General features: G+C 67.5%; 21 protein-coding genes and 2 tRNA genes. 4 read left to right on the top strand and 19 right to left on the bottom strand.

Annotation, left to right across the window (positions count from 1 at the left end; genetic code table 11):
• The 8 genes from pgaB to MG068_RS14075 all read right to left on the bottom strand — a co-directional run bounded on the left by pgaB (position 1) and on the right by MG068_RS14075 (position 8,968).
• Positions 1-1,887 (bottom strand): poly-beta-1,6-N-acetyl-D-glucosamine N-deacetylase PgaB, encoded by a 1,887-nt coding sequence (pgaB, locus tag MG068_RS14110; protein ID WP_071229723.1) that lies wholly within the window; start codon positions 1,885-1,887, stop codon positions 1-3.
• 1 nt (position 1,888) lies between these two features.
• Entirely contained in the window at positions 1,889-3,916 is a 2,028-nt protein-coding gene (pgaA, locus tag MG068_RS14105) for a poly-beta-1,6 N-acetyl-D-glucosamine export porin PgaA (protein WP_071229724.1), read from the bottom strand.
• 343 nt (positions 3,917-4,259) lie between these two features.
• A complete protein-coding gene (locus MG068_RS14100) occupies positions 4,260-5,465 on the bottom strand; it encodes a CynX/NimT family MFS transporter (protein ID WP_132810505.1) in 1,206 nt (401 codons plus the stop codon).
• A gap of 222 nt (positions 5,466-5,687) precedes the next feature.
• Positions 5,688-5,764, bottom strand: a tRNA-Pro gene (locus MG068_RS14095).
• 140 nt (positions 5,765-5,904) lie between these two features.
• Positions 5,905-5,981: transfer RNA gene (locus tag MG068_RS14090), tRNA-Pro, on the bottom strand.
• Between the two features lie 55 nt (positions 5,982-6,036).
• Complete coding sequence (gene cydX / locus MG068_RS14085; protein WP_005410354.1) at positions 6,037-6,153, bottom strand: cytochrome bd-I oxidase subunit CydX; 117 nt, start codon at positions 6,151-6,153, stop codon at positions 6,037-6,039.
• 58 nt (positions 6,154-6,211) lie between these two features.
• Positions 6,212-7,363, bottom strand: a complete 1,152-nt coding sequence (gene cydB, locus MG068_RS14080) for a cytochrome d ubiquinol oxidase subunit II (protein WP_014037846.1) — start codon at positions 7,361-7,363, stop codon at positions 6,212-6,214.
• Positions 7,364-7,378: 15 nt separating this feature from the next.
• Positions 7,379-8,968 (bottom strand): cytochrome ubiquinol oxidase subunit I, encoded by a 1,590-nt coding sequence (locus MG068_RS14075; RefSeq protein WP_071229725.1) that lies wholly within the window; start codon positions 8,966-8,968, stop codon positions 7,379-7,381.
• Between the two features lie 228 nt (positions 8,969-9,196).
• Here MG068_RS14075 and cydD point away from each other — a divergent pair, with 228 nt between their 5' ends.
• Positions 9,197-10,942: a thiol reductant ABC exporter subunit CydD gene (gene cydD / locus MG068_RS14070; protein ID WP_132810504.1), complete on the top strand. Its 1,746-nt coding sequence runs from the start codon at positions 9,197-9,199 to the stop codon at positions 10,940-10,942.
• Positions 10,939-12,612 carry a thiol reductant ABC exporter subunit CydC gene (gene cydC / locus MG068_RS14065; RefSeq protein WP_132810503.1) on the top strand — a complete coding sequence of 558 codons (1,674 nt, stop codon included), beginning with the start codon at positions 10,939-10,941 and terminating at the stop codon, positions 12,610-12,612. The genes cydD and cydC overlap by 4 nt, the downstream gene beginning before the upstream one ends.
• A gap of 91 nt (positions 12,613-12,703) precedes the next feature.
• Here the strand turns inward: cydC and MG068_RS14060 are convergent, their stop codons facing one another.
• From MG068_RS14060 to ccmA, 11 genes are all read right to left on the bottom strand, one after another.
• Entirely contained in the window at positions 12,704-13,048 is a 345-nt protein-coding gene (locus tag MG068_RS14060; protein WP_049401133.1) for a DUF1294 domain-containing protein, read from the bottom strand.
• Positions 13,049-14,161: a homoserine O-acetyltransferase MetX gene (metX, locus tag MG068_RS14055; protein WP_032129417.1), complete on the bottom strand. Its 1,113-nt coding sequence runs from the start codon at positions 14,159-14,161 to the stop codon at positions 13,049-13,051.
• A gap of 138 nt (positions 14,162-14,299) precedes the next feature.
• Positions 14,300-15,289, bottom strand: coding sequence for a tetratricopeptide repeat protein (locus tag MG068_RS14050; protein WP_132810502.1), 990 nt, complete (start codon positions 15,287-15,289; stop codon positions 14,300-14,302).
• Positions 15,283-15,732: a cytochrome c-type biogenesis protein gene (locus tag MG068_RS14045; protein WP_032129419.1), complete on the bottom strand. Its 450-nt coding sequence runs from the start codon at positions 15,730-15,732 to the stop codon at positions 15,283-15,285. Before MG068_RS14045 ends, MG068_RS14050 begins: the two co-directional genes overlap by 7 nt.
• 4 nt (positions 15,733-15,736) lie before the next feature.
• Positions 15,737-16,354, bottom strand: a complete 618-nt coding sequence (locus MG068_RS14040) for a DsbE family thiol:disulfide interchange protein (protein ID WP_132810501.1) — start codon at positions 16,352-16,354, stop codon at positions 15,737-15,739.
• An 8-nt stretch (positions 16,355-16,362) separates the two neighbouring features.
• Positions 16,363-18,282: a heme lyase CcmF/NrfE family subunit gene (locus MG068_RS14035; RefSeq protein ID WP_132810500.1), complete on the bottom strand. Its 1,920-nt coding sequence runs from the start codon at positions 18,280-18,282 to the stop codon at positions 16,363-16,365.
• Entirely contained in the window at positions 18,283-18,744 is a 462-nt protein-coding gene (gene ccmE / locus MG068_RS14030) for a cytochrome c maturation protein CcmE (RefSeq protein ID WP_132810499.1), read from the bottom strand.
• Complete coding sequence (locus MG068_RS14025) at positions 18,741-18,929, bottom strand: heme exporter protein CcmD (protein WP_032129786.1); 189 nt, start codon at positions 18,927-18,929, stop codon at positions 18,741-18,743. Before MG068_RS14025 ends, ccmE begins: the two co-directional genes overlap by 4 nt.
• Positions 18,926-19,696, bottom strand: a complete 771-nt coding sequence (ccmC, locus tag MG068_RS14020; protein ID WP_010486688.1) for a heme ABC transporter permease CcmC — start codon at positions 19,694-19,696, stop codon at positions 18,926-18,928. Before ccmC ends, MG068_RS14025 begins: the two co-directional genes overlap by 4 nt.
• Before the next feature lie 43 nt (positions 19,697-19,739).
• A complete protein-coding gene (ccmB, locus tag MG068_RS14015) occupies positions 19,740-20,435 on the bottom strand; it encodes a heme exporter protein CcmB (RefSeq protein ID WP_132810498.1) in 696 nt (231 codons plus the stop codon).
• Complete coding sequence (gene ccmA, locus MG068_RS14010; protein ID WP_032129784.1) at positions 20,432-21,061, bottom strand: heme ABC exporter ATP-binding protein CcmA; 630 nt, start codon at positions 21,059-21,061, stop codon at positions 20,432-20,434. The genes ccmB and ccmA overlap by 4 nt, the downstream gene beginning before the upstream one ends.
• Positions 21,062-21,248: 187 nt before the next feature.
• Here ccmA and MG068_RS14005 point away from each other — a divergent pair, with 187 nt between their 5' ends.
• Together MG068_RS14005 and MG068_RS14000 are read left to right on the top strand one after the other, a co-directional pair.
• On the top strand, positions 21,249-22,397 hold the full coding sequence (locus MG068_RS14005) for a pyridoxal phosphate-dependent aminotransferase (protein ID WP_032129783.1): 1,149 nt from the start codon (positions 21,249-21,251) through the stop codon (positions 22,395-22,397).
• A gap of 14 nt (positions 22,398-22,411) precedes the next feature.
• On the top strand, positions 22,412-23,218 hold the full coding sequence (locus tag MG068_RS14000) for an amidohydrolase (RefSeq protein WP_107431716.1): 807 nt from the start codon (positions 22,412-22,414) through the stop codon (positions 23,216-23,218).
• Positions 23,219-23,257 lie beyond the last annotated feature (39 nt).

Raw genomic sequence — 23,257 nt, 5'->3', positions numbered from 1 at the left:
TCACTTCTCCGGGTACGGGAAGTTGCCGGCGGACATTGCCGCGCGGGCATCGCGGGTGGAGGGCTGGTCGGCGATGAAGTCGTCCGGGTACCAGGCGAAGTGGTGCACGCCCTGCGCCTGCAGCTGGCGGATCTGCGCGCGCAGTCGCTCGGCGGGAATCGGTTGCCCGCTGCGCCAATCGACGGTCTGCAGTTCGAACAGGGTGTGCTGCAGCTGTGGGTCATGTGCACGCACCGCGGCCAGCAACTGGTCGAGCCAGCGCTCCGGATGCTTGCTGCCTTCCATCCACGGCATCGCCATCAGTGCGGTCTGGTCGTAGGCCTTGTTGAACAGGTCCAGGCGCTGCGCGAACCAGGCTTCGCTCTGCGGGCGCAGCACCGGCTCCGCGTACAGGTTGCGCACCGTGGCCAGCTTCGGCCGCCAGCGCTGCGCGCTGTTGCGCAGCGCCAGGGTGAAGTCGATCAACGCCTGCGTGCGTGCGCTGCCCCCATCGCCGGGTGCCAGCGTGGGCAGCTCGGTATCGCGCAGATACCCATCGTCATGGAACAGCAGGCCCTCGAAGTAGGAGTTGACCGCCAGATCCTCGTAGAGGTCGAGCATGACCTGGCGCGCCTGGGGATTGGTGAAGTCCAGCCGGTACATGCCATCGGCATCGCCGTTGCGGATCGCCAGCGCCTTGCGCTGCACCGGGTCGGGCAGCTCGAAGCCGAGTACCGGCAGCCATGCGTAGACCTTCACCCCCGCACGCGATTTCAGTTGCCAGGCGACGCGACTGAACAGGTCCGCGCGCATCGGCATGTGGCGGTTGGGGAAGTACAGTGCATCGGCGGTGTTGTTGCCGTCCGGATCGGCGAACGCCTGCAGGTAGACGTGCGTCGGTGCGATGCGCTTGACCCGCTCGATCAGTGCATCCAGATTGCGCGCCTGCTGTGCGGGCTCCGGATCGTAGACATCATCCAGGTCGATCTGCAGGGCACGGATGCCATCGAGCGCGACGTCGCGGCGCAGCTCGTAGGCCAGCCCCTCCACGGTCGGGTTGTCGCTGACCAGGAAGCGCGCCAGGCCATGCAGGTCGCTGGCCACCGGCGTGCTGCGGCCCTCCAGATCGAAGGACACCGGCATGCCCAGCTGCTCGGCGATGTCGTTGCTCAACTGGTTGTAGGCCGCGTATGGCCAGACGATGGCGCGCGGGCGCACGCCCAGATGCTGCTCGATGCGCTGCACGCTGCGCGAGAGATCGGCGCGCAGGCGTTGCGCGTACTGCGCCTCGCTCTCATAGCTGCGCGTGGCGGGGTTGTAAACGCGGGTCACGACAGCCGGGGTGGAGTTCCCCTGTGGGTTGGCGAGCACCCCGTGGTGCAGGTCGTCGGTATGGCTGGCCACTTCGATCAGGCCGCTGTCGTGCATCTGCTTCAGCTGTGCCCAGGTGATGAAGTCGTCGCGGCCGAACGGCCGGTAGCCATAGTCGATGGTGCGGCCAGGTGCCATGTCCACGTAGTCGGTGATCACCGCCACCAGCGCCGGATAGCGGTAAGCCTGCAGCAACGGGAAGGCTTTGTCGTAGACGCTGCGCAGGCCGTCATCGAAGGTCAGCAGCACCGGTTTCGGTGGCAGCGTGGCGCGTCCCCGGGAGGCGTCGATCACCTGCGACAGCGACACCGGGTGGTAACCGTGTGCCCCCAGCCAGTCCAGATGGGCGGCGAAGTTCTGCGTGCTCACCGCATAGGTATCGGCATCCCCCTTGGCTGCGACCTGATCGCGGATGTCGTGGTAGCTGAGGATCAGCAGGCCGTTGTCGATCGCATCGAGATGCAGGGCCTGCTGCGCGAAGGCCGGCGGCGCAGCCGACAGCAGCAGGAGCACGATCAGGCGCAGGATGCGGGTCATGTCAGTCTCCCCAGCGCAGTGCGGCTTCGAAGCCGATATGGCGTTCGCGATGGCCGTCGTAGACCGGCCGCGACCAGCGCACGCCATACTCGAACACGCGGCCCTGGCCCAGCTGCCACTCGTGCATGTATGACACCGACGGCACCAGTGCACTGCCGAAGCCGTCCTGCCAGTAATCGCCCAGCGAGACGGTCAGCCGGTGGCGGAAGTGGCGTTCGTAGTGGCGCCACAACTGCTGGTCGATGCGCAGGCCGATCTCGACCATGCGATCACGCTTCGGGTTGAAGTAGGGAGCATCATCGCGGCTGCCTCGACTGGTGTAGGCACTGCCCAGGCCATCGATCAGCCACCGTGGGCGGGTCAGCAGCCGCTGCTCGACGCTGGTGCTGAACAGTTCGCGATGGTTGCCATCGTCGTAGCGGAAGCGGCTGGCGCCGAACATCCAGTGCGTGCGTTCGCTGCGCCGGTAGTCGACCTGCGCGCTGACGCTGTCGGCAGTGATGCCGGCCACGCGCGCCTGCATTGATGCATCCGGATCATTGCGTGCGGCGGTCAGTCCGGCATGCCAGTGGTCGTTGAACTGCCAGCCCACGCCGACGCGCAGGCCGGTATCACCGATGTGGTCGTTGGCGCGCAGCACTGCAGCTTCCGCATCCAGACGGCCGAATCGGTAGCGCACGCCCGCGCCCAGCCACAGCGGGTCGATGCGCTGGTCCTGGAAATCGACCGAGCGCCGGTCAGCGAAGGCGAACAGCCGCCAGCGATCGTCGAGTACGGGTGTCTGGACTTCCATGCCATAGCGGCGGTCGTCGTTGCCCAGTGGCGAGGTGCCACCACCGCCGGAACTGCGCCCGATGTCGGTCCATGCCTTCAGCTGCCAACCGCGGTGCGCGCGCCAGGCCTGGTCCATGCGTTCGACGGCGGGCTGGGTGGGGTAGCGCGCGACCAGATCGTCGTGCAGCGGTCGCGCCAGGTCATCGCGCTGCAGGGCGACGTAGGCTTCCTGCATGCCCAGCCGTGGCTCGATGTCGCGCGGGTCCAGCGCATGCGCCATCTGTTGCCGTTGCAGCGCCCTGCGTGGCCAGCCGCGCATCATGTACACGCTGCCCAGCGCGCTCTGCAGGCCGCCGTTGCCCGGTGCGATGTCGACCATCGATTCCAGATCGCGCTGCGCGGTGGGCAGGTCACCGCTGTAGGCGCGCACCATCGCCAGGTTGAGGTCGGCTTCGTAGCGCGACCAGTTTGGATACGGCGACTTGCCGTTGCTCCAGCGCCAGGCAGGTTCCTTGTCGCGCCACGCCTGCAGCAGGTCGACGGCCTTTTCCTGCTGCTCGCTTTCCAGGTAGGCGTAAGCCAGTTCCGAATGCGAGGCGTCGCGCGTCGGATCGCCTGCGACGGCCGCCTGCAGCACCGGAATGGCTTCTTCCGGATGCAGCGTGCCCATCAGCGAATCGCCGACCGCAGGCAGAACATAGTCGGGCAGGGCATGGCCTTCAGCCTGCAGTGCGCGGGCTTCCTCTCGCACCTGCGCATGGCGGCCCAGCCGGTTGAGCAGGATCAGCCGGTCCATGCGGATGCGCAATGGCGCCTGCACAGGTGGGGTGCCTTCGCTGCCCAGATAGCGCTGCATGCGCGCCAGGGTCGATTCGGCTTCTTCCAGCCGGCTGTCTTCGCTGCTGCTGTAGGCCAGGCTCCAGACCACCAGCTTGGCTAGGTAGTCGCCTTCGATGCGTTGCTTCTGAGCAGCGTCGAACAGTTGCGGGCGCTGCTGGTACAGCTCCCAGGCGCGCCAGGCATTGCCGATGTCGCCCAGGGTCAGGACGCGCAGCTTGAACAGCAGGTCGTCGTTGGGCTGCTGCTGGCTGGCGCGCTCGATCGCGCCGAGCGCATCCAGCCAACGGGCCTGGTCGCGGTAGCGGCCGATCTCGGCCAGGGCCGCCTCGCGGTCAGGCGGGGCAGCGCTGCTGGCCCAGGCCAGGGCGGTACAGGCAAGGCCGACGCAGAGCGCCAGCCGGCGGTGGACAACCATTGGGGACCCCCTTGGCTTCCGAACCAGACAACCTGAAAAATGTGACGCACATCACATGCCAGATTTTGGGATGGCCGTGGCCTGCGTCACTCCCCTCGCGAACTCCCATCCAGCAGGGATGGGCGAAACCAGGACAGCGACCTGCAATGTCTTGTCTGAAACGAGAGTCCCCCGCACACCGAGTGGTGGCCTGGGCGGCGCTGCCGCCCCCATGCCCGATGCCGGCACGCGGCAAGGATGGGCATTCGTGGGCACTATCCGCCCGGAATTGTCAGCCCGGCGTCAAAATGCGCAGACGGGCTGACGAGCGGTAGGTGGGGCCGGTTGCGAGGCCCCACGTGGCTTACCAGAGGTCTTCCAGCTTGCGCGGCTTGCAGGCCACCCAGGAGGCGCACAGCATCAGGGTGGCGCAGCCGAACAGGAAGCTGAATGGGATCGTCCAGCCGTCGCTGACGGTGTGCAGCCAGCCGACCAGGAACGGCCCCAGGCAGCTGAAGCTGTAGCCCACGCCCTGCATGAACCCGGACAGCGCGGCCGAGCCGGTGGGGGTGCGGGTGCGCAGGTTGATCAGGGTCAGCGCCAGCGGGAAGGTGGACGGACCGACGCCGAGCAGGCAGGCCCACAGCAGCGGCGCCTTCATCGGGGCCACAAGCAGGCCGGTGAAGGCGATCACGAACGAGAAGAAACCGATCAGCACCAGCGGGAACGGGTTCTGCAGGCGCACCGCCATCGACGGAATGACCAGCGACGGCAGCAGGCCCAGTGCCGAGAACACGGCGACCATCACGCCGCCGAACGCGGGCGTGCCACCGGCCTCGACCACGATGCGCGGCAGCCAGGTGAACATCGAATAGGTCATCAGCGAGGTCATGCCGAACATGAGCGTCATGCTCCAGCCCAGCGACGTGCGCCAGACCTTGCCGTGCGGCTGTGCGGTGGGATCGGTGGCGTCGGCCTGCGGCTTCGGTGCGCGCCTGGCCAGCAGCAGCCACGGCAGGGCGGCGGCCAGCGCCAGCAGCGCCCACATGCCCAGCGACACGCGCCAGCCCGCAGCGTTGGCTACCGGCACTGCCAGCAGCGCCGGCAGCATCGTGCCCAGCTGCAGCACGCTGATGTACAGCGTGCTCATGGTGCCAACCTTGCTGGCGAAATAGCGCTTCACCAGCGGCGGCACCACCACGTTGCCGATGCCCATGCCGGCCAGTGCAACCACCGAACCGAGCAGCAGCGTGCCGACGTTGCCGGCGCTGGAACGCAGCAGCAGGCCGGCCATCGCCATGACCATCGCCAGCAGCGTGGTGCGTTCCAGGCCCAGGCGCCGCGCCAATGCCGGCGTGGCCACGCCGAACAGCGCGAACGAGGCGGTCGGCAGCATGCCCAGCACGCCGGTCATGGTGGTGCCGAAGCCGAACTGCTGGCCAAGCACGTCCAGCAGCGGGGTGATCGAGGTGACCGCAGTGCGCAGGTTGACCGCTGCCAGCAGGATCGCGGCAAACGCGAGGACACGGCCGTGCAGCAGCGACGGCGAATCGGAAGGGGAGGAACTCATCGGTGGTCCTTGCAGGTGTCGCACGCCGCAGCAACGGCATGCAGCGCCGGCATCGGTCTACGCCGAAGCGGCAGGTGGGGGTGGGGGCTGCAGGAGGGCCGGCAGCGCGGCCATTGTACGTGCGCTGCGCGGCAAGGTCCCGTCACGCGGGCGGCCTGGCGCTTGATACAAAAAAACCCGGAGGACAGTGATGTCTTCCAGGCTTCTTGGTGACCACCGAAGTGGTCGGGGAGACAGGATTCGAACCTGCGACCTCTACGTCCCGAACGTAGCGCTCTACCAGACTGAGCTACACCCCGAAGGGAGCCGCCTATTCTAGCGATTTACCCTGATGGCGGCAAGGGGTAAATGCCGTTTTCTTCACACTGCCGAAGCAGTGCCACTTCAGGGAACAAAAAAGCCTGGACGACTTCACCAGGCTTCAATGCGACCACATGAGTGGTCGGGGAGACAGGATTCGAACCTGCGACCTCTACGTCCCGAACGTAGCGCTCTACCAGACTGAGCTACACCCCGAAGGAGCCGCCTAAGATACCGTGTGAAGGCCAAGGCGGCAAGGTTTTTTTACAGCTCAGCGACGATTTTCTTTCTCGATGCGGTTCTGCTCGCGGGCTTCGAACCACATGCCATTGAGGATGGCCACCGTCGAGGCGAGGCCGGCGCCGAGAATCCAGGCGAAATACCACATGATCAGTCTCCTTCATTCCGGGTAGGTGCCGACCGTTGGTCGGCACACATGCAAGCGATCAATACGCGTTCGGGTTGTTGCCCATCTCTTCGGTGGTGGTCTTGCCCTTCAGCACGCGGTACACCCAGGTGGTGTAACCGATGATGATCGGGAGGAACACCGCCGTGGCCAGCAGCATGATCCACAGGGTCAGGTGGCTGGACGAGGCATCCCACACGGTCAGGCTGGAGGTGGGCTGGCTCGAGGACGGTAGCAGGAACGGGAAGATGGCGAAGCCGACGGTCAGGATGATGCCGGCGATGGCCGCACCGGAGGCGATGAAGGCCAGGCCGCCGCGACGGGCACGCAGCAGCACCGCACTGGCCAGCAGGCCGGCCAGGCCGAGCAGCGGGGCCAGGATCGTGGCCGGCATCGTGCTGTAGTTGCGCATCCAGCCACCGGCGGCGCCGAGTTCGGCGGTCTTCAGCAGCGGATTGGTGGCGCCATCGGTGACCACCTGCGAGGTGATCTGGTAACCCGGCAGGCCGAAGGCCACCCAGGCGCCACCGACGGCGAACAGCACGAAGGCGATGATCGCGGCGATGCTGCCGAAGCGGGCCGCACGCTCGGCCACCGGGCCATCGGTCTTCAGCACCAGCATGGCGGCACCGTGGGCGACCAGCATCGACACGCTGAGCAGGCCGGCCAGCAGTGCGAAGGGCATCAGCAGGCCGAAGAACGAGCCGGTGTAGAAGATGCGCATGCTGTCATCGAAGTGGAACGGCACGCCCAACACCACGTTGCCCACTGCCACGCCCATGATCAGCGCCGGGATGAAGCCGCCGATGAACAGCGCCCAGTCCCAGGTGTTGCGCCAGCGCTCGCTGGGCATCTTGCTGCGGAACTTGAAGCCGACCGGACGCAGGATCAGGGCGAACAGGATCACGAACATCGCCAGGTAGAACCCGGAGAAGCTGACCGCATACAGCGGCGGCCAGGCGGCGAAGATCGCACCGCCACCGAGCACCAGCCATACCTGGTTGCCTTCCCATACCGGACCGATGGTATTGATCACCAGCCGGCGCTCAGCGTCGTTGCGGGCGACGAAGGGCAGCAGGGTGCCCACGCCCAGGTCGAAACCATCCATCACGGCGAAACCGATCAGCAGGATGCCGAGCAGCAACCACCAGATCACGCGCAGCGTGGTGTAGTCCAGAAGAATGAAATCCATCTTGGTTCTCCTGCCTCAGGCCTGGCCGGCGGCCGGCGCCGAGGCATTGTGGGAAGCATGCGGCTGGGGCGACTGCAGCGACGGCAGCACCTCGTCCGGACCCTTGCGGATCGCCTTGAGCATCAGCTTGATCTCGACCACGATCAGCGCGGTGTAGATCGCGGTGAAGCCGGCCAGGGTCAGCACGATTTCATGCAGGGCCAGGCCCGATGCTGCATAGAAGGTCGGCAGCACGCCGTCGACCGCCCACGGCTGGCGACCGTATTCGGCCACGAACCAGCCACATTCGATCGCGATCCACGGTGCCGGCAGCGTCCACAGGGCCAGGCGCAGGAACCAGCGCTTGTCCTGGAAGTTGTTGCGGCAGGAGTAGTAGAAGGCCAGCGCGAAGAAGGCGATGAGGTAGAAGCCCAGTCCGGCCATCACGCGGAAGGTCCAGAACAGCGGCATCACGCGCGGCACGGTGTCCATCGCCGCCTGCGAGATTTCCTGCGGGGTGGCGTTGAGGATGTCATCGCGGTAGCGCTTGAGCAGCAGGCCATGGCCCAGGTCCTGCCAATGGCGGTCGAACATCTCGCGCGCTTCAACGTCGTTCTTGTTCGCGCGCAGGCGTTCCAGCGCACCGTAGGCCAGCTGGCCGCCGCGCACGCGGTGTTCGGCGCGCTCGACCAGTTCCAGGATGCCCGGGATCGGCTGGTTCAACGAACGGGTGGCGATCAGGCCCATCAGGTACGGGATCTTCACCGCGTAGTCGTTCTGGTGGGTTTCCTGGTTCGGGATGCCGAAGGCGGTGAAGTCGGCCGGTGCACGCTCGGTCTCCCACATCGCTTCGATCGCGGCCAGCTTCATCTTCTGGTGTTCGCTGGCGGCGTAACCGCTCTCGTCACCCAGCACCACCACCGACAGCGACGACAGCAGGCCGAAGGCTGCGGCCACGGCGAACGAACGACGGGCCAGGTCCTTGTGCTTGTTGCGCAGCAGGAACAGGGCGCTGATCGCCATCACGAACACTGCACCAGTCACGTAACCGGCGCTGACGGTGTGCACGAACTTGGCCTGCGCCACCGGGTTGAACACCACGGCCATGAAGTCGACGACTTCCATGCGCATGGTTTCCGGGTTGAACACCGCGCCGGTCGGGTTCTGCATCCAGCCGTTGGCGATCAGGATCCAGATGGCCGACAGGTTGGTGCCCAGCGCCATCAGCCAGGTCACCATCAGGTGCTTGACCTTGGTCAGGCGGTTCCAACCGAAGAAGAACAGGCCGACGAAGGTGGCTTCCAGGAAGAACGCCATCAGGCCTTCGATGGCCAGCGGTGCACCGAAGATGTCACCCACGTAGTGGCTGTAGTAGGACCAGTTCATGCCGAACTGGAATTCCATGACGATGCCGGTGGCGACGCCCATGGCGAAGTTGATGCCGAACAGGACGCCCCAGAACAGGGTCATCCTGCGCCAGATCTCCTTGCCGGTCATCACGTACACGCTCTCCATGATGGCTACCATGAAGGACAGGCCGAGGGTGAGCGGTACGAATAGGAAGTGGTACATCGCGGTCAGCGCGAATTGCAGCCGCGACAGTTCTACGACTGTCTGATCAATCATGGCCTGGCTACCTCGTTGGATAGTGCCGTTGCAGGTGGCGGGAAGGGTGGTCTACGGGGTGAATGATGTGACCGACTACTTCAAACAGCCTTGATCCAGATCAATGTATGAATGGGTATTCAGGAGGATCGTATGCCAACCCGATGAAGACTGCGACCGCCGGCCGCAGGGGGAGGCTGTTGCCTGCGCCTACAATGCCGTGTCTCCCCTGTTACCCGTGAAGACCCCTTGAGCGCTGCCGAAACGACCCCTGACGGCCTTTCCCCGGAAGCCGAAACGACCCGCCAGCGGCGTGCCCGCACCGCCTGGCTGGCCGATCTTGCGCGCTCCGCTCGAGGTCGCCAGCGTCTGGCGGCGCTGTGCATCAGCCTGTCTGGCGCGCTGCTGATCGGCCAGGCCGCTGCCATCGCCTGGCTGGTGCAGCAGGTGCTGGTGGAACGCGCACCGCTGGCGTCGGGCCTGCCGGTGCTCGCTGGGCTGGCGGTGATCCTGGTGCTGCGCACGCTGCTGGGCAGCGCCACCCAGGCGGCTGCCGGTGATGTGGCCGATGCTGCGCGGTTGGCGCTGCGCGAGCGTGTGTTCGCGCGCCTGCTTGGGCATGGGCCGCTGTGGCTGCGCCAGCGCCGCACCGGCGAGCTGGGCGAACTGATGCTGCATCACGGTGATGCGATCGAGAGCTATTACAGCGGCTTCCTGCCGGTGCGCACCGAAGTGGTGGTGGTGCCGCTGCTGATCCTGGCCGCAGTGGCCTGGGTGGATTGGGTGGTGGCGCTGATCCTGCTGTTCACCGCACCGCTGGTGCCGTTCTTCATGATGCTGGTGGGCTGGGGCGCTGAAGCCGCCGGCCGTGCGCAGCTGGGCGAGCTGGCGCGGATGAGCGGCCACTTCGCCGACCGCATCAAGGGTCTGGGCCTGCTGCGCCTGTATGGCCGCGGCGAGGCCGAACTGGACGGCATCGCGGCCGCTGCCGAAGGCGTGCGCGTGCGTACGATGAAGGTGCTGCGCATCGCCTTCCTGTCGTCCACGGTGCTGGAATTCTTCGCCTCGGTGAGCGTGGCGATGGTTGCGCTGTACCTGGGCCTGAGCTATCTGGGCCTGATGACGCTGCATGCAGCAGTGCCGACGCTGGGCGCTGGGCTGTTCTGCCTGCTGCTGGCGCCGGAGTTCTACGCGCCGCTGCGGCGGCTGGCCGCGCACTACCACGATCGTGCCAACGCACTGGCTGCCGCCGCCGAGGTGGAGCGCCTGCTGCAGTCGCTGCCCGATGAGCAGGGCCTGATCGAGAACGAGATCGTGCCGCTGGCGGTGGAGCCGGCCGAGGCCGCATTGCCGCCGCTGCAGGCGCAGGGGCTGGTGCTGCGCCCGTTGGGCGCGCCGCAGGACGTGCTGCAGGATCTGGATGTGCTGCTGGAACCGGGCCAGCGCCTGGCCCTGGTCGGCCCCAGCGGATCCGGCAAGAGCACGCTGCTGGAAGCACTGGCCGGATGGTTGCCGCCGCGCGCCGGCAAGCTGCAGCTGCGGCCCGGCGTGCAGGTGGCCTATGCCAGCCAGCGGCCGTACCTGTTCCACGGCAGCATCGCCGACAACCTGCGCCTGGCAGATCCCGGCGCCAGCGATGCGCGGTTGCGCGCAGTGGCCGAGGCCTCGCAGGTGCTGCAGTTCGCACAGCGCCTGCCACAGGGCCTGGATACGGTGATCGGCGAACGTGGCTTCGGCCTGTCCGGCGGCGAAGCCCGCCGCATCGGCCTGGCCCGCCTGTTGCTGCGTGATCCGCAGGTGCTGCTGCTGGACGAGCCCACCGCGTTCCTCGATGCCGATACCGAGGCCGCACTGCTGCGCAGCCTGGCCGCGTATGCACGTGGCCGCAGCGTGGTGGTCGCCACCCACAGCCCGGCGGTGATCGCGTGGGCTGACCGTTGCCTGCTGTTGCCGGAAGGCCGCCTGGTCGAGCCGGCACAGGCGGTGCGCGCATGAGCCGTTCGCCTGATTCGCTGCGCGCGGTGTTCCTGCGCCATCGCCCGCGCCTGCTGCTGACCGTGCTGCTGCTGTGGATCACGATGCTGGCCGGCACCGCCCTGCTGGGCCTGTCCGGTGGCTTCCTGACCGCCGCTGCGCTGGCCGGTGCGGCCGGGCTGGCGCAGGGCTTCAACTTCTTTTCGCCGTCGGCCGGCATCCGCGGCCTGACCATGGCGCGCATCGTGTCGCGCTACTTCGAGAAGCTGGTCGGCCACGATGCCACGCTGCGCATCGCCCGCGACCTGCGCGTGTGGTTCTTCCGCCGCGCGCTGCCACTGGCACCGGCGCGGCTGGGGGCCACGCGTACCGGCGAACTGCTGGCACGCCTGCTGGGTGACATCAATGAGGTGGATGGCCTGCTGGTGCGTGCGATCGGGCCGCTGGTGGCGCTGGGTGCGCTGTCACTGGTGGCGATCGCCTCGGCCGCTGTGATCCTGCCGTCTGCGGCGGTACTGCTGGCGGTGCTGGCGTTGCTGATCGCCTTCGGTGTGCCGTGGCTGGGCGTGCGTGGTCGCGACGATGAGGAGGCCGACCGTGCCGCGCATCGTGCTGCCCTGCGTACCGCAGCCTTCGAAGGACTGGAGGGCGCGGGTGATCTGGCCGCGTTGCATGCCGATGCAGCGTGGCAGTTGAAGGTGCGCGTGGCCGCCAAGCAGCTGGCTTCGCGGGATCGTCGTCGGCGCTGGCGCCTGATCGCGGCCTCGACCCTGCATGGCCTGGTCGCCGGACTGGGCCTGGTGGCGATGCTGGCGTTGGCCCTGCATGCGGCCGAACAGCAGCGCATCGCGCCGGAAATGGCAGCGGGTCTGGTGTTCCTCACCGTGGCACTGATCGAACTGTGGGCCGGCATGGGCCTGGCCTGGCAGTCGCTGCAGTCCGGGCGCATCGCCGCCGATCGCCTGCAGGCCATCGTCGAGCAACCGCCGACGGTGGAGGACCCGCAGGCGCCGCAGGCGGTGCCGCAGGCCGCGCGCGTGCATTGGGATGACGTGCACTTCCAGTGGCCCGGTGCGGCGCGGCCGGTGTTGTCCGGCCTGCAGCTGACCCTGGCGCCGGGCGAGCGGATCGCGATTCGCGGCGACAGCGGCAGTGGCAAGACCACCCTGTCGAGCCTGCTGCTGCGGTTATGGGATCCGCAACAGGGACGGTTGACCTACGGGGGCCGCGACCTGCGTGATTTCGCCCAGGCCGACTGGCACCGGCAACTGGCGTGGCTGCCGCAGAACGCGCCGGTGTTTGCCGGCAGCGTGGCCGAGAACCTGCGATTGGGTGATCCCGATGCCAGTGACGCAGCGTTGTGGGCGGTGCTGCGTCGCGTGCGCCTGGGTGAGTGGGCCGAGCGCAACGGTGGCCTGCAGACCTGGGTGGGCGAGAACGGCGCGACGATGTCGGCCGGCCAGGCACGACGCCTGGCGCTGGCGCGCGCGCTGCTGCGCAATGCGCCGATCCTGCTGCTGGACGAACCGACCGAAGGCCTGGACGTGGATACCGCACGTGCGTTGCTGCAGGACCTCTCCGGGTTGCTGGACGGGCGCAGCCTGCTGATGATCACCCACGACGACCTGCCCGACGGCGTGGTGGATGCGCAGTACCGGTTGCGTGATGGGGTTCTGGTGCGCGAAGCGTGAATGGTAGTGCCGGCCGCTGGCCGGCAACCTCATGGCGCTTGATATGGATACGGAATTGCCGGCCAGCGGCCGGCACTACCCATTCGAAGGGTTACCGTGAGAACTCGCGCAGCATCACCGCGATCGAGGCCACGTTGGCCAGCACGCACAGCCAGAACACCCACTGGAATCCGGCTTTGCGATGCTTGTGGCGGAACAGCGCCTGGCCCAGCAGCGCGCCCGGCCAACCGCCGGCAAAAGCCAGCAACTGCAGTGTGCGCTCGGGAATCCGCCACTGCTTTCGCTGCGCCGCGCGCTTGTCGTGGCCGTACAGGCCGAACGACACCGCGCTGGCGAGCAGGCACCAACCGCCCAGCCACAGCGGCAGCACGCCGCTGACCGTCAGTGCGATCAACGCACCGAATGCGGCCAGCGCGAGGTTACGCCGCCATGCCACTTACAGCGCGTCGAGGAAGCCGCGCACGGCCGGGCCGAAACGCTCGAAATCGACGAGGAAGGCGTCATGGCCCTGCGGCGACTCCAGGCCGATGAAACGCGCATCGGCACCGCCTGCGCGCAGGCCGTCGGCGACCTGTTGCTGCTGCTGCACCGGGAACAGGATATCGGTGTTGGCGCCGATCGCCAGCGCCTTCTCCACCCGGATCTTCGCCAGCCCGGCCAGCACATCACCGTCGGCGTATTCGGCCAGGTCGAACCAGTCCATCGAGCGGCTCAGGTAGAGGTAGCAGTTCGGATCGAAGAAGCGCACGAAGCGCCGGGCATGGCCTTCCAGGTAGCTTTCCACCTGGAATTCCAGGCCGAACGGATCGTCGTCGGCCTGGTCCGAATCCAGCCGCACGCGGCCGAAGCGGCCATCCCATTCCAGTGCCGAACGGTAGGTGATCACGCCCAGCTTGCGCGCCATGCGCATGCCGGACTCGGGATACTCGGCATCGTCGTAGTGACCGCCATTCCAGCGCGGATCAAGGCGGATCGCCTCGCGCTGCAGCGAACGTATCGCGATCGAGAACGGCAGTGCCTGCGCACTGCCGGAAATGTTGACGTGGCTGCGCGCAATGCCCGGGTGCAGCATCAGTACCGCGAGTGCGGTCATGCCGCCCATTGAATTGCCGACCACGCAGGCCAGCTGTTCGATGCCCAGTGCACGCACGACTTCGATCGCGGCGCGTGCGCCGTCTTCGATCGACAGCTCGGGGAAGTCGAGGCGATACGGTTGGCCCGTGGCCGGGTTGAGCGATGCCGGGCCGGTCGAACCCTTGCAGCTGCCCAGCGAGTTCACGCACACCACGTACCAGCGGTCGGTATCGATCGGCTTGCCGGGGCCGACCATGCCTTCCCACCAGCCCGGTGCCGGGTTGGCCTCGTTGGCCGCTGCATGCGCGTCCGGCGACAGGCCGGTCACGATCAGGATCGCATTGCTGGCGTCCGCCGCCAGCGTTCCCCAGGTTTCGTAGGCCACGCGTGCGCCGTGCAGGGCGCCACCGCGCTTGAACGGGAACGGCGAGGGCAGGGCGTGGAAGCGGGTGCCGGGCGGGATGAATTCGGTCATGCAGCCATTCTAGCGGGGCCGCATGTGGAGCTGGCGACACGCTGGTTTCCATCGGCGATGCCCCCGGTGGTGCCGGCCGCTGGCCGGCAACCTCATGAATCTGGATGCGCCCACGTGGTTGCCCGCCAGCGGCCGGCACTACGGGAACCGCAGCTCCACCACGCCTTCATGCGGCAGGCTCACCTTCACCGGCACGCTCTGCAGGTCATCCTCGCCGCGGTTGGCACTGCCGCTGCGCGAGATGCGTGCCAGCACTTCCACTTCGCGATGCGCGGACAACGGTGCGGTCGGCATCGGGCTGTCTGCGTCGCCCAGCCCTACCGTGGCCGGGAAACCGGCCAGAGGCAGCTTGCGTGCGGCCACCGGCATCGGCGGTCCACCCACGGCGCGGGCCAGCACGAATACCTGGGTGCTGGCGGGCCACTCGGCGTTGTTCAGCGCAGGCAGTTGCACGCGCACCTGCAGCAGCGCCGGTGGCGCCGCAGCGGCAGCATCAGGCGCCTGGCCGGCGGCTTCGCGGGCGATGGCGATCTGCGCCTGCAGCGCCTGCGCGGCGCCGGGCTCAAGCCGTGGCAGCAGGCCGCTCCAGACGTCGGCAGCCTCGGCGTTCTTTCCGCGTTGGCGCAGGGCGATGCCCAGCAGCCAGCTGGCGCGCTCCGCATCGGGCGCCAGCGCACGAGCCTGCTGCAACCAGGCCATCGCGGTGTCATCGAACTGCTTGCCGGCATCGGCCTGCGCACGTGCCTGCGCCGCTTCCACCAGCACGCCGGGGTCTTCCGGGGCGAGAGCGGCAGCACGTGCGAAGGCATCCGCTGCGGCTGCGGCGTTGCCCAGTTCGGCCTGCGACCGGCCCAGCAGCGTCCAGCCATCGGCTCGCTGCGGGTCTCGCTTCAGTGCATCCTGCAGGGCCTGCACGCCATCGCGCAGGGTGGCTACCGACGGGGTCGGTTGTACCTGTGCTGCACGCGGATCACCAACCAGCAGATACAGGCAGGCACCGGCCACGCCCAGCGCGAGCACGCCCACCACGAAACCGCGGCGACCGTGGTGGCGCAGCGGCCACAGCACCAGCGCCGCCATCAGTGCGGCCACCAGTCCAGCCAGCATCGGCAGCCAATGGCTCACCATCCGTCTCCTTCATCGGTCTTGCTGGCGGGGGCGGCAGCAACCGTGCGGCCACGGCGGCGGACGATGCCCAGTACCACCAGCGCGCCGGCGCCCAGCACCAGCAGCGGACCGCCCCACAGCAGCCAGGTGCCCGGCTGCAGAGGCGGTTGATAGAGCACGAACTCACCGTAGCGCGCGACCAGGAACTGCTTGATCTGTGCGTCGTCGCGGCCCTGCTGCATCAGCTGCAGCACCTCACGGCGCAGGTCCTGCGCGATCTGCGCGTTCGAGTCGGCCAACGACTGGTTCTGGCACTGCACGCAGCGCAGCTGCGCTGCCAGGTCGTGGAAGCGGCGTTCTTCGGCGCCATCGCGGAACTGCAGTGGCTGCGGATCATGCAACGGCTGCTGTGCCAGCACGGCCAAGGGCAGCATCAGAAGCAGCAATGCCAGCAGCCAGCGCATGGGCTCAGGGCGCCGTGTGCAGCGTGCTGCCGGCATTGCCCTGGGCCTTCTCGATCTTCTCCAGTGCCGGGATCAGCTTCTCGTCGACCACGCGCTGGGTCATCGCACCGCTGTACTTCCAGCGCACGACGCCGCTGCCATCGACCAGGAAGGTTTCAGGTGCCGCGGTCACGCCCCAGTCGATCGCGGTGCGGCCTTCCACGTCGCTGAGCACGACCATGAACGGGTTGCCCAGCTGTTCCAGCCAATGCAGGGCATCGGTCGGTTCATCCTTCCAGTTGTAGCCGATCACGCGCACGCGCTTGCTCTCGGCGAAACGGGTCAGCACCGGGTGTTCCTCGCGGCAGGCCGCGCACCAGCTGCCCCACACGTTCAACAGGTAAGGCGCGCCGCGCAGTTCGTCGCTGTGCACGATCATTTCCGGGTCGTGCAGCACCGGCAGCGCGAACGCCGGCGCCGGCTTGTCGATCAGCGCCGATGGCAGCACGTCGCGCTGCGGATCACCCGATTTCATCACCCCGTAGATCATCAGCCCGAGCAGGCCGAAGAAGAACAGCACGCCGATCACGATGGCTACCGGCGGCAGCGGGCGGGAGGGGTGCGGGGTGGGGGACTCGGACATGGGAACTCCTACGGACGACGGAAGCGGCGGTCGGCGGCGGTGATGAATCCGCCCAGGGCCATCAGCAGCGCGCCCAGCCAGATCCAGCGCACGAACGGCTTGATGTGCACCCGGACCGCCCATGCATTGTTGCCCAGCGGCTCGCCCAATGCCACGTAGACATCACCATCGAAGCGTGCATCGATGCCGGCCTCGGTCATCACCTGGCCGCCGCTGGCGTACTGGCGCTTCTCCGGATGCAGCAGGGCCAGCTCGCGGCCGTCGCGGAACACGCGCAGGTGGCCGCGGTCGGCGATGAAGTTCGGTCCTTCGCGATGGTCCACGCCCTCGAAGCGTACTTCGTGGCGGCCGACCACCACCTGCTGGCCCGGTGCCAGCGCCACTTCACGCTGTACGTTCAGGGCTTCCACCAGCAGCGCACCGGCCAGGAACACGGCGATGCCGGCATGGGCGACGATCATGCCGAGCATTTCGGCGGTGAAGCGGCCATTGCCGCGCAGTCGCTGCCAGACGAAGCGTGCGGTACCGAAGCCGACCCAGACCGCGGCAGCGACACCGAGACCGGCCTTCCAGCCGTTCTGCGGCGCCTGCCACCAGGCCAGCGCACCCAGCAGCACCGCCAGCCCCAGCCAGGGTGCCAGCAGCGCGAACGCGCGCGAGGGCTGGTCGCGTTGCCACTTCACCAGCGGGCCGAACGGCAGCAGCAGGATCATCGGTGCCATCAGCAGCAGGAACAGGCTGCCGAAGTAGGGCGGGCCGACCGAGATCTTGCCCAGCGACAGTGCATCGGCCAGCAACGGATACAGTGTGCCGAGCAGCACCATCGCGCAGGCGGTGGCCAGCAGCAGGTTGTTGGCCAGCAGCAGGGTCTCGCGCGAGGTGGCGGTGAAGCCACGGCGCGGATCGTCGGCGTCCACGCTCAGCTGGCTGGCACGCAACGCGTAAAGCAGCAGGCTGCCGCCGACCAGCACCGACAGGAACACCAGGATGAACAGGCCGCGCGAGGGATCGGCGGCGAACGAATGCACGCTGGTCAGCACGCCGGAGCGCACCAGGAAGGTGCCGAGCAGCGACAGTGCGAAGGCGGCGATCGCCAGCAGCAGGGTCCAGCTGCCGAAGGTGCCGCGCTTTTCAGTGACGGCCTGCGAATGGATCAGTGCGGCGCCGACCAGCCACGGCATGAAGCTGGCGTTCTCCACCGGGTCCCAGAACCACCAGCCGCCCCAGCCCAGCTCGTAATAGGCCCACCAGCTGCCCAGCGCGATGCCCAGGGTCAGGAAGCCCCAGGCGACGTTGGTCCACGGCCGCGTCCAGCGCAGCCAGCGCGCGTCGACGCGGCCTTCCAGCAGTGCCGCCACCGCGAACGCGAACGGCACAGCAAAGCCCACGTAACCGATGTACAGCATCGGCGGATGGATGATCAGGCCCGGGTCCTGCAGCAGCGGGTTGAGATCACGGCCTTCCAGCGGGGCCGGATTCAGGCGCAGGAACGGGTTGGAGGTGAAGATCAGGAAGGCGAGGAATCCGACGCTGACGATGCCCATCACCGCCAGTACACGCGCCTGCACCGGTGCCGGCAGGTGCCGCGAGAACAGCGCCACTGCACCGGTCCACAGCGCCAGCACCAGCGCCCACATCAGCAGTGAGCCCTCGTGCGCACCCCACACCGCCGAGTAGCGGTAGATCATCGGCAGCAGCGAATTGGAGTTCTCGGCCACGTAGCGCACCGAGAAGTCCTGCTGCACGAACGCGGCGGTGAGCACCGCGAAGGCGCCGGCGAGCAGCAGCAGCTGTGCGAAGGCGGCTGGCCGTGCCACCGCCATCCATGCCGTGTTGCCGCGATGCGCGCCGACCAGCGGCAGGCCGGCCTGCAGCAGCGAGGCCAGCAACGCGCACAACAACAGGATCTGACCCAGTTCGGGCAGCACTCAGCGCACCTCGGGTGCCGTCACCGGCACGTCGTGCTTGCGATGGGCGTCGCCCATCTTGTCGGCCACTTCCTTCGGCACGTATTTTTCATCGTGCTTGGCCAGCACCTCGTCGGCGATGAAGGTGCCGTCCTGCATGCGGCCGCTGGCAACCACCGCCGTGCCTTCGGCGAACATGTCCGGCAGGATCCGCGACGTGGTCACCGCCAGCTGGGCATCGCCGTCGGTCACTTCAAAACGTGCTTCCAGCGAACCCACCGGGCGGTTGAAGGAGCCCTTCACCACCATGCCGCCCAGGCGGAACCGCGACTGCGCATCGACATCGCCGCGCAGCACTTCCGAAGGCGTGTACAGGTAGGCGATGTTGCGTTCCAGCGCCATCGCCACCAGTGCGGTGGCCAGCCCGGAGGCGAGCAGGGCCAGCAGTACCCAGACCAGGCGGCGACGTTGTACCGGCGTCATCGTTCCAGCTCCGTCGACAGCGGCGCCGCAGCGTCCTGTTTGACGGCGCGGGTCTGCTGCCGCTGCTGGCGTGCCAGCGCCAACCGGCGTGCCACGCGCAGGCGCAGCCACGAACCGATGGCATCGGCGCCGAGTACCAGCACGAACACGGCATAGGCGCCGATCACATAGGGCAGGTGGGTCATGGCTGGGCCTCCCCGGCCGCACGTGCGGCATCGACGCGGCCGCCGACCCAGGCCTTGCCGGCCTCGCGGTCGAGATTGTCGGCACGGGCCTTGGCCAGCACCGAACCGGCGAACCAGAACTTGGTGCCGATCACCATCCACCACAGCGGCGCGATCATCGCGCTGCTGATCGCCGATTCACCGAACACGTTGATCGACTGGCGCTGGTGCAGGCCGCCCCACCAGTCCACCGAATAGCGGATCACCGGCAGCAGGCTGACTCCGACGATGGCCAGCAGGCCGGCTGCGCGTGCGGCGCTGCGGCGGTCTTCGATGGCGTGATACAGGCCGATCACGCCCAGGTACAGGAACAGCAGCACCAGCTCACTGGTCATGCGCGGGTCCCAGTCCCACCAGGTGCCCCAGGTACCCTTGCCCCAGATGCTGCCGGTGAGCAGGGTGATCAGGGTGAAACCGGCACCCATCGGTGCGCAGGCCATGGCCAGGATCTCGCAGACCTTGATCCGCCAGATCAGGGCGATGGCGGCATACAGCGCCATCAGCGCGAACACGAACAGGCTCATCCAGGCGCTGGGCACGTGGATGTAGAGGATGCGGAAGCTGTCCAGCTGCTTGGCTTCCGGCGGCACCACCAGCAGCGCCTGCCACATGCCGACCAGCAGCACCGGCACCGCCGCGAGGTAGAACACCCGCGACCAGCGGGCAGCGAATCGGTCGAACGTGGGGGGCGAACCGAGTTGGTGGAACCAGCGGACAATCGGATTCATGCGTGGCGGCTATCCAGCAGGGGTGGATTGGCTCTCAGCTCGGTCAACTCAGAGAAATACGTATTGCAGCGGCGGTGGCCAACGGCGCCAGCACCAGCGCGACCAGCAGGCCGGCGCCCAGCATCAGCAGCGCACCGACCGGATCCTGTCCGCGTCCCGCCGCTGCCAGGCTGCCTGCACCGAACACCAGCACCGGCACGTACAGCGGCAACGACAGCAACGCCACGAGAATACCAGAGCGCCGGATGCCTACGGTCAGTGCAGCGACCACGCCACCGATCAGGCTCAGCAACGGTGTTCCCAGCATCAACGATGCCAGCAACATCGGCAGCTGGTCATGCGGCAGATGCAGCATTTCGGCCAGCAACGGGCTGACCACGATCAGCGGCAGCGCAGTGGTGGCCCAGTGCAGCAGCACGCGCACCAGCACCAGCCAGGCCAGCGGCACCGGCGCCAGCAGCCATTGCTCCAGCGAGCCGTCTTCGGCATCGGAGCGGAACAGTGAATCCAGTGACAGCTGGCCGGCCAGCAGCACGGCCAGCCACAGCACCGCGCCGGCGGTGGCGGCCAGTAGTTGCGGTTCGCGGCCCTGGGCGAGCGCGAACAGCACCACCACCAGTACCGCGAACAGCAGCGGCTGCAGCGCATCGCCGCGGCGGCGCCAGAGCAGGCGCAGGTCGCGCTTGAGCAGGGCCGCTGCGGTCTGCCACAGGCCCGGTTCGGTGCCTGGCGCGATCATGCGGTACCGCCGAGGTCGAGCTGGCGGGTACGCACCGGCGGTGCGGCATAGGCGCCGTGGGTGGTGACCAGTGCAGCGCCGCCGGCACGCAGATGCGCGGAAATCATCCGGTTGACCAGGGTGATGCCCTCCAGGTCAAGGTTGGCATAGGGTTCGTCGAGCAGCCACAACGGCGCCGGTGACAGCCAGATGCGTGCCAGTGCCAGCCGCCGCTTCTGTCCGGCGGACAGATGCCGAACGAGAGTGTCCTCATAACCGGCCAGGCCGACGATGGCCAGCGCGTTGCCCGGCATCTGCCGTGCGCGACGGCCGTGCAGGCCACACAGGAAATGCAGGTTCTCCAGCGTGTCCAGATCGGGCTTCAATGCGGGCAGGTGGCTGAGGTAGGCGACGTAACGCGCGCGCTCGGCATTGCCGGCCGGCCTGCCATCGATCTGCACCTGCCCGGCACCAGGCCGGGCCAGGCCCGCCAGCACGCGCAGCAGGGTGGTCTTGCCGGCGCCATTGCCGCCCTGAACCAGCAGGGCTTCGCCGGCGTCCACATGGAAGTCCAGCGGGCCGAACACCGGCTCGTCATTGCGGGAAAAGCTCAGGCCGCTGGCGGCCAGCAATGCAGGGGTGTTCAAGGGGCAAAGGTCTTCATGCCGGAGTGCGGCGGCAATTGTAGCGGTGAATTCACAGGGTAGTACCGGCCGCTGGCCGGCAGGTGCGACCCAGCGTCGCAGATTGCCTGGGGTTGCCGGCCAGCGGCCGGCACTACCGAAGCAGGGATTGCGTAAACTCAGGGGTCTGTCTCCCCATATCCCCAGGCCGATGCAACCCACCACCAAGCTGCCCAAGGTCGGTACCACGATCTTCACCGTGATGTCCCAGCTCGCCGCCGAACACGGCGCAGTCAACCTCGGTCAGGGGTTCCCGGACTTTTCCGCACCGCAGCGCCTGATCGATGAAACCGCCAGGGCGATGGCCGCCGGGCTGAACCAGTACCCGCCGATGACGGGTGTGGCGCCGCTGCGCCAGGCCATCGCGCAGAAGGCGCTGGACTGCTACGGCGCGCAGGTCGACGCGGACAGCGAAATCACCGTCACCAGCGGCGGCACCGAGGCCATCTTCAACGCCATCCATGCCGTGGTGCGTGCGGGCGAGGAAGTGATCGTGCTCGACCCGGCGTATGACTGCTATGAACCGGCGATCGATCTGGCCGGCGCCAAGGCCGTGCATGTGTCGCTGGATCCGCAGACCTTCGCCGTCGACTGGGACCGCGTGCGTGCGGCGATCACCCCGCGTACCCGCATGCTGATCGTCAACACCCCGCACAATCCGTCCGGTGCGATGCTGTCGGCGCAGGACATGCAGGCGCTGGCCGAGCTGCTGCGCGGCACGCAGATCTACCTGATCTCCGATGAGGTGTACGAACACATCATCTATGACGGCCGCCGCCATGAATCGGCGCTGCGCTACCCGGAACTGCGCGAACGCGCGTTCGTCATCTCCAGTTTCGGCAAGACCTACCACTGCACTGGCTGGAAGATCGGCTATGCGATCGCCCCGCCGGCGCTGACCGCCGAGTTCCGCAAGGTGCACCAGTACAACACCTTCACCAGCTTCGGCCCGGCGCAGTACGGCTTCGCCGCGATGATCCGCGATGAGCCCGAACACCACCTGGAGCTGGGTGCGTTCTACCAGGCCAAGCGCGATCGTTTCCGCGAACAGCTGGCCAGCACCCGGCTGAAGGCGCTGCCGGTGCCGGGCGGTTACTTCCAGCTGGTCGACTACTCGGCCATCAGCGACCTGCCGGACCATGAGTTCGTGAAGTGGCTGACCATCGAGAAGGGCGTCACTGCCATTCCGCTGTCGCCGTTCTACGAGAACCCGCCGGCCGGCCAGCGCCTGGTACGCCTGTGCTTCGCCAAGAATGAAGCAACGATGGACGCGGCGATCGAACGCCTGCGCCTGCTCTGAGCGGAGGCGTGAACATGCAGGACCTGCGCATTTCCCTCGTCCAGGGCGACACCCGCTGGCATGACCCGGCGGGCAACCGTGAGTACTACGGCGCGCTGCTGGCACCGCTGGCCGGCACCACCGATCTGGTGATCCTGCCGGAGACGTTCACCAGTGGTTTCTCCAATGAAGCCATCGCCCAGGCCGAAGGCATGGATGGTCCGACCGTGGCCTGGGTGCGTGAACAGGCCAAGGCGCTGGACGCGGCGGTGATCGGCAGCGTGCAGCTGCGTGATGGCGAAGGCGTCTACAACCGGCTGCTGTTCGCCACGCCCGACGGCGAGCTGCAGTACTACGACAAGCGCCACCTGTTCCGCTATGGCGGCGAGCACGAGCGCTATGCGGCCGGCCGCGAGCGCCTGAGCGTGGAATGGAAGGGCTGGCGGATCAATCCGCAGGTCTGCTACGACCTGCGTTTCCCGGTGTTCTGCCGCAACCGCTACAACGTTGAACGTCCACAGCAGCTGGATTTCGATCTGCAGATCTTCGTCGCCAACTGGCCGTCGGCACGTGCCTATGCGTGGAAGACACTGCTGCGTGCACGTGCGATCGAGAACCTGTGCTTCGTTGCCGCGGTGAACCGTGTCGGCGTCGATGGCAACCAGCTGCACTATGCCGGCGACAGCGCGGTGATCGACTTCCTCGGCCAGCCGCAGGTGGAAATCCGCGAGCGCGAACAGGTGGTCACCACCACCATCTCGGCCGAGGCGCTGGCCGCACACCGCGCGCGCTTTCCGGCGATGCTTGATGCCGATGCCTTCCACCTGGACGAGCAGGCCTGAGCGACGGCCTGAACGCCGCCGCACCAGCGCGTGCGCCTG

This window comes from Stenotrophomonas sp. ASS1 (assembly GCF_004346925.1).
Classification (GTDB): Bacteria; Pseudomonadota; Gammaproteobacteria; order Xanthomonadales; family Xanthomonadaceae; genus Stenotrophomonas; species Stenotrophomonas maltophilia_A.
Note: the sequence above shows the minus strand (reverse complement) of the source record. Positions and strands in the feature narration are given on the sequence as shown.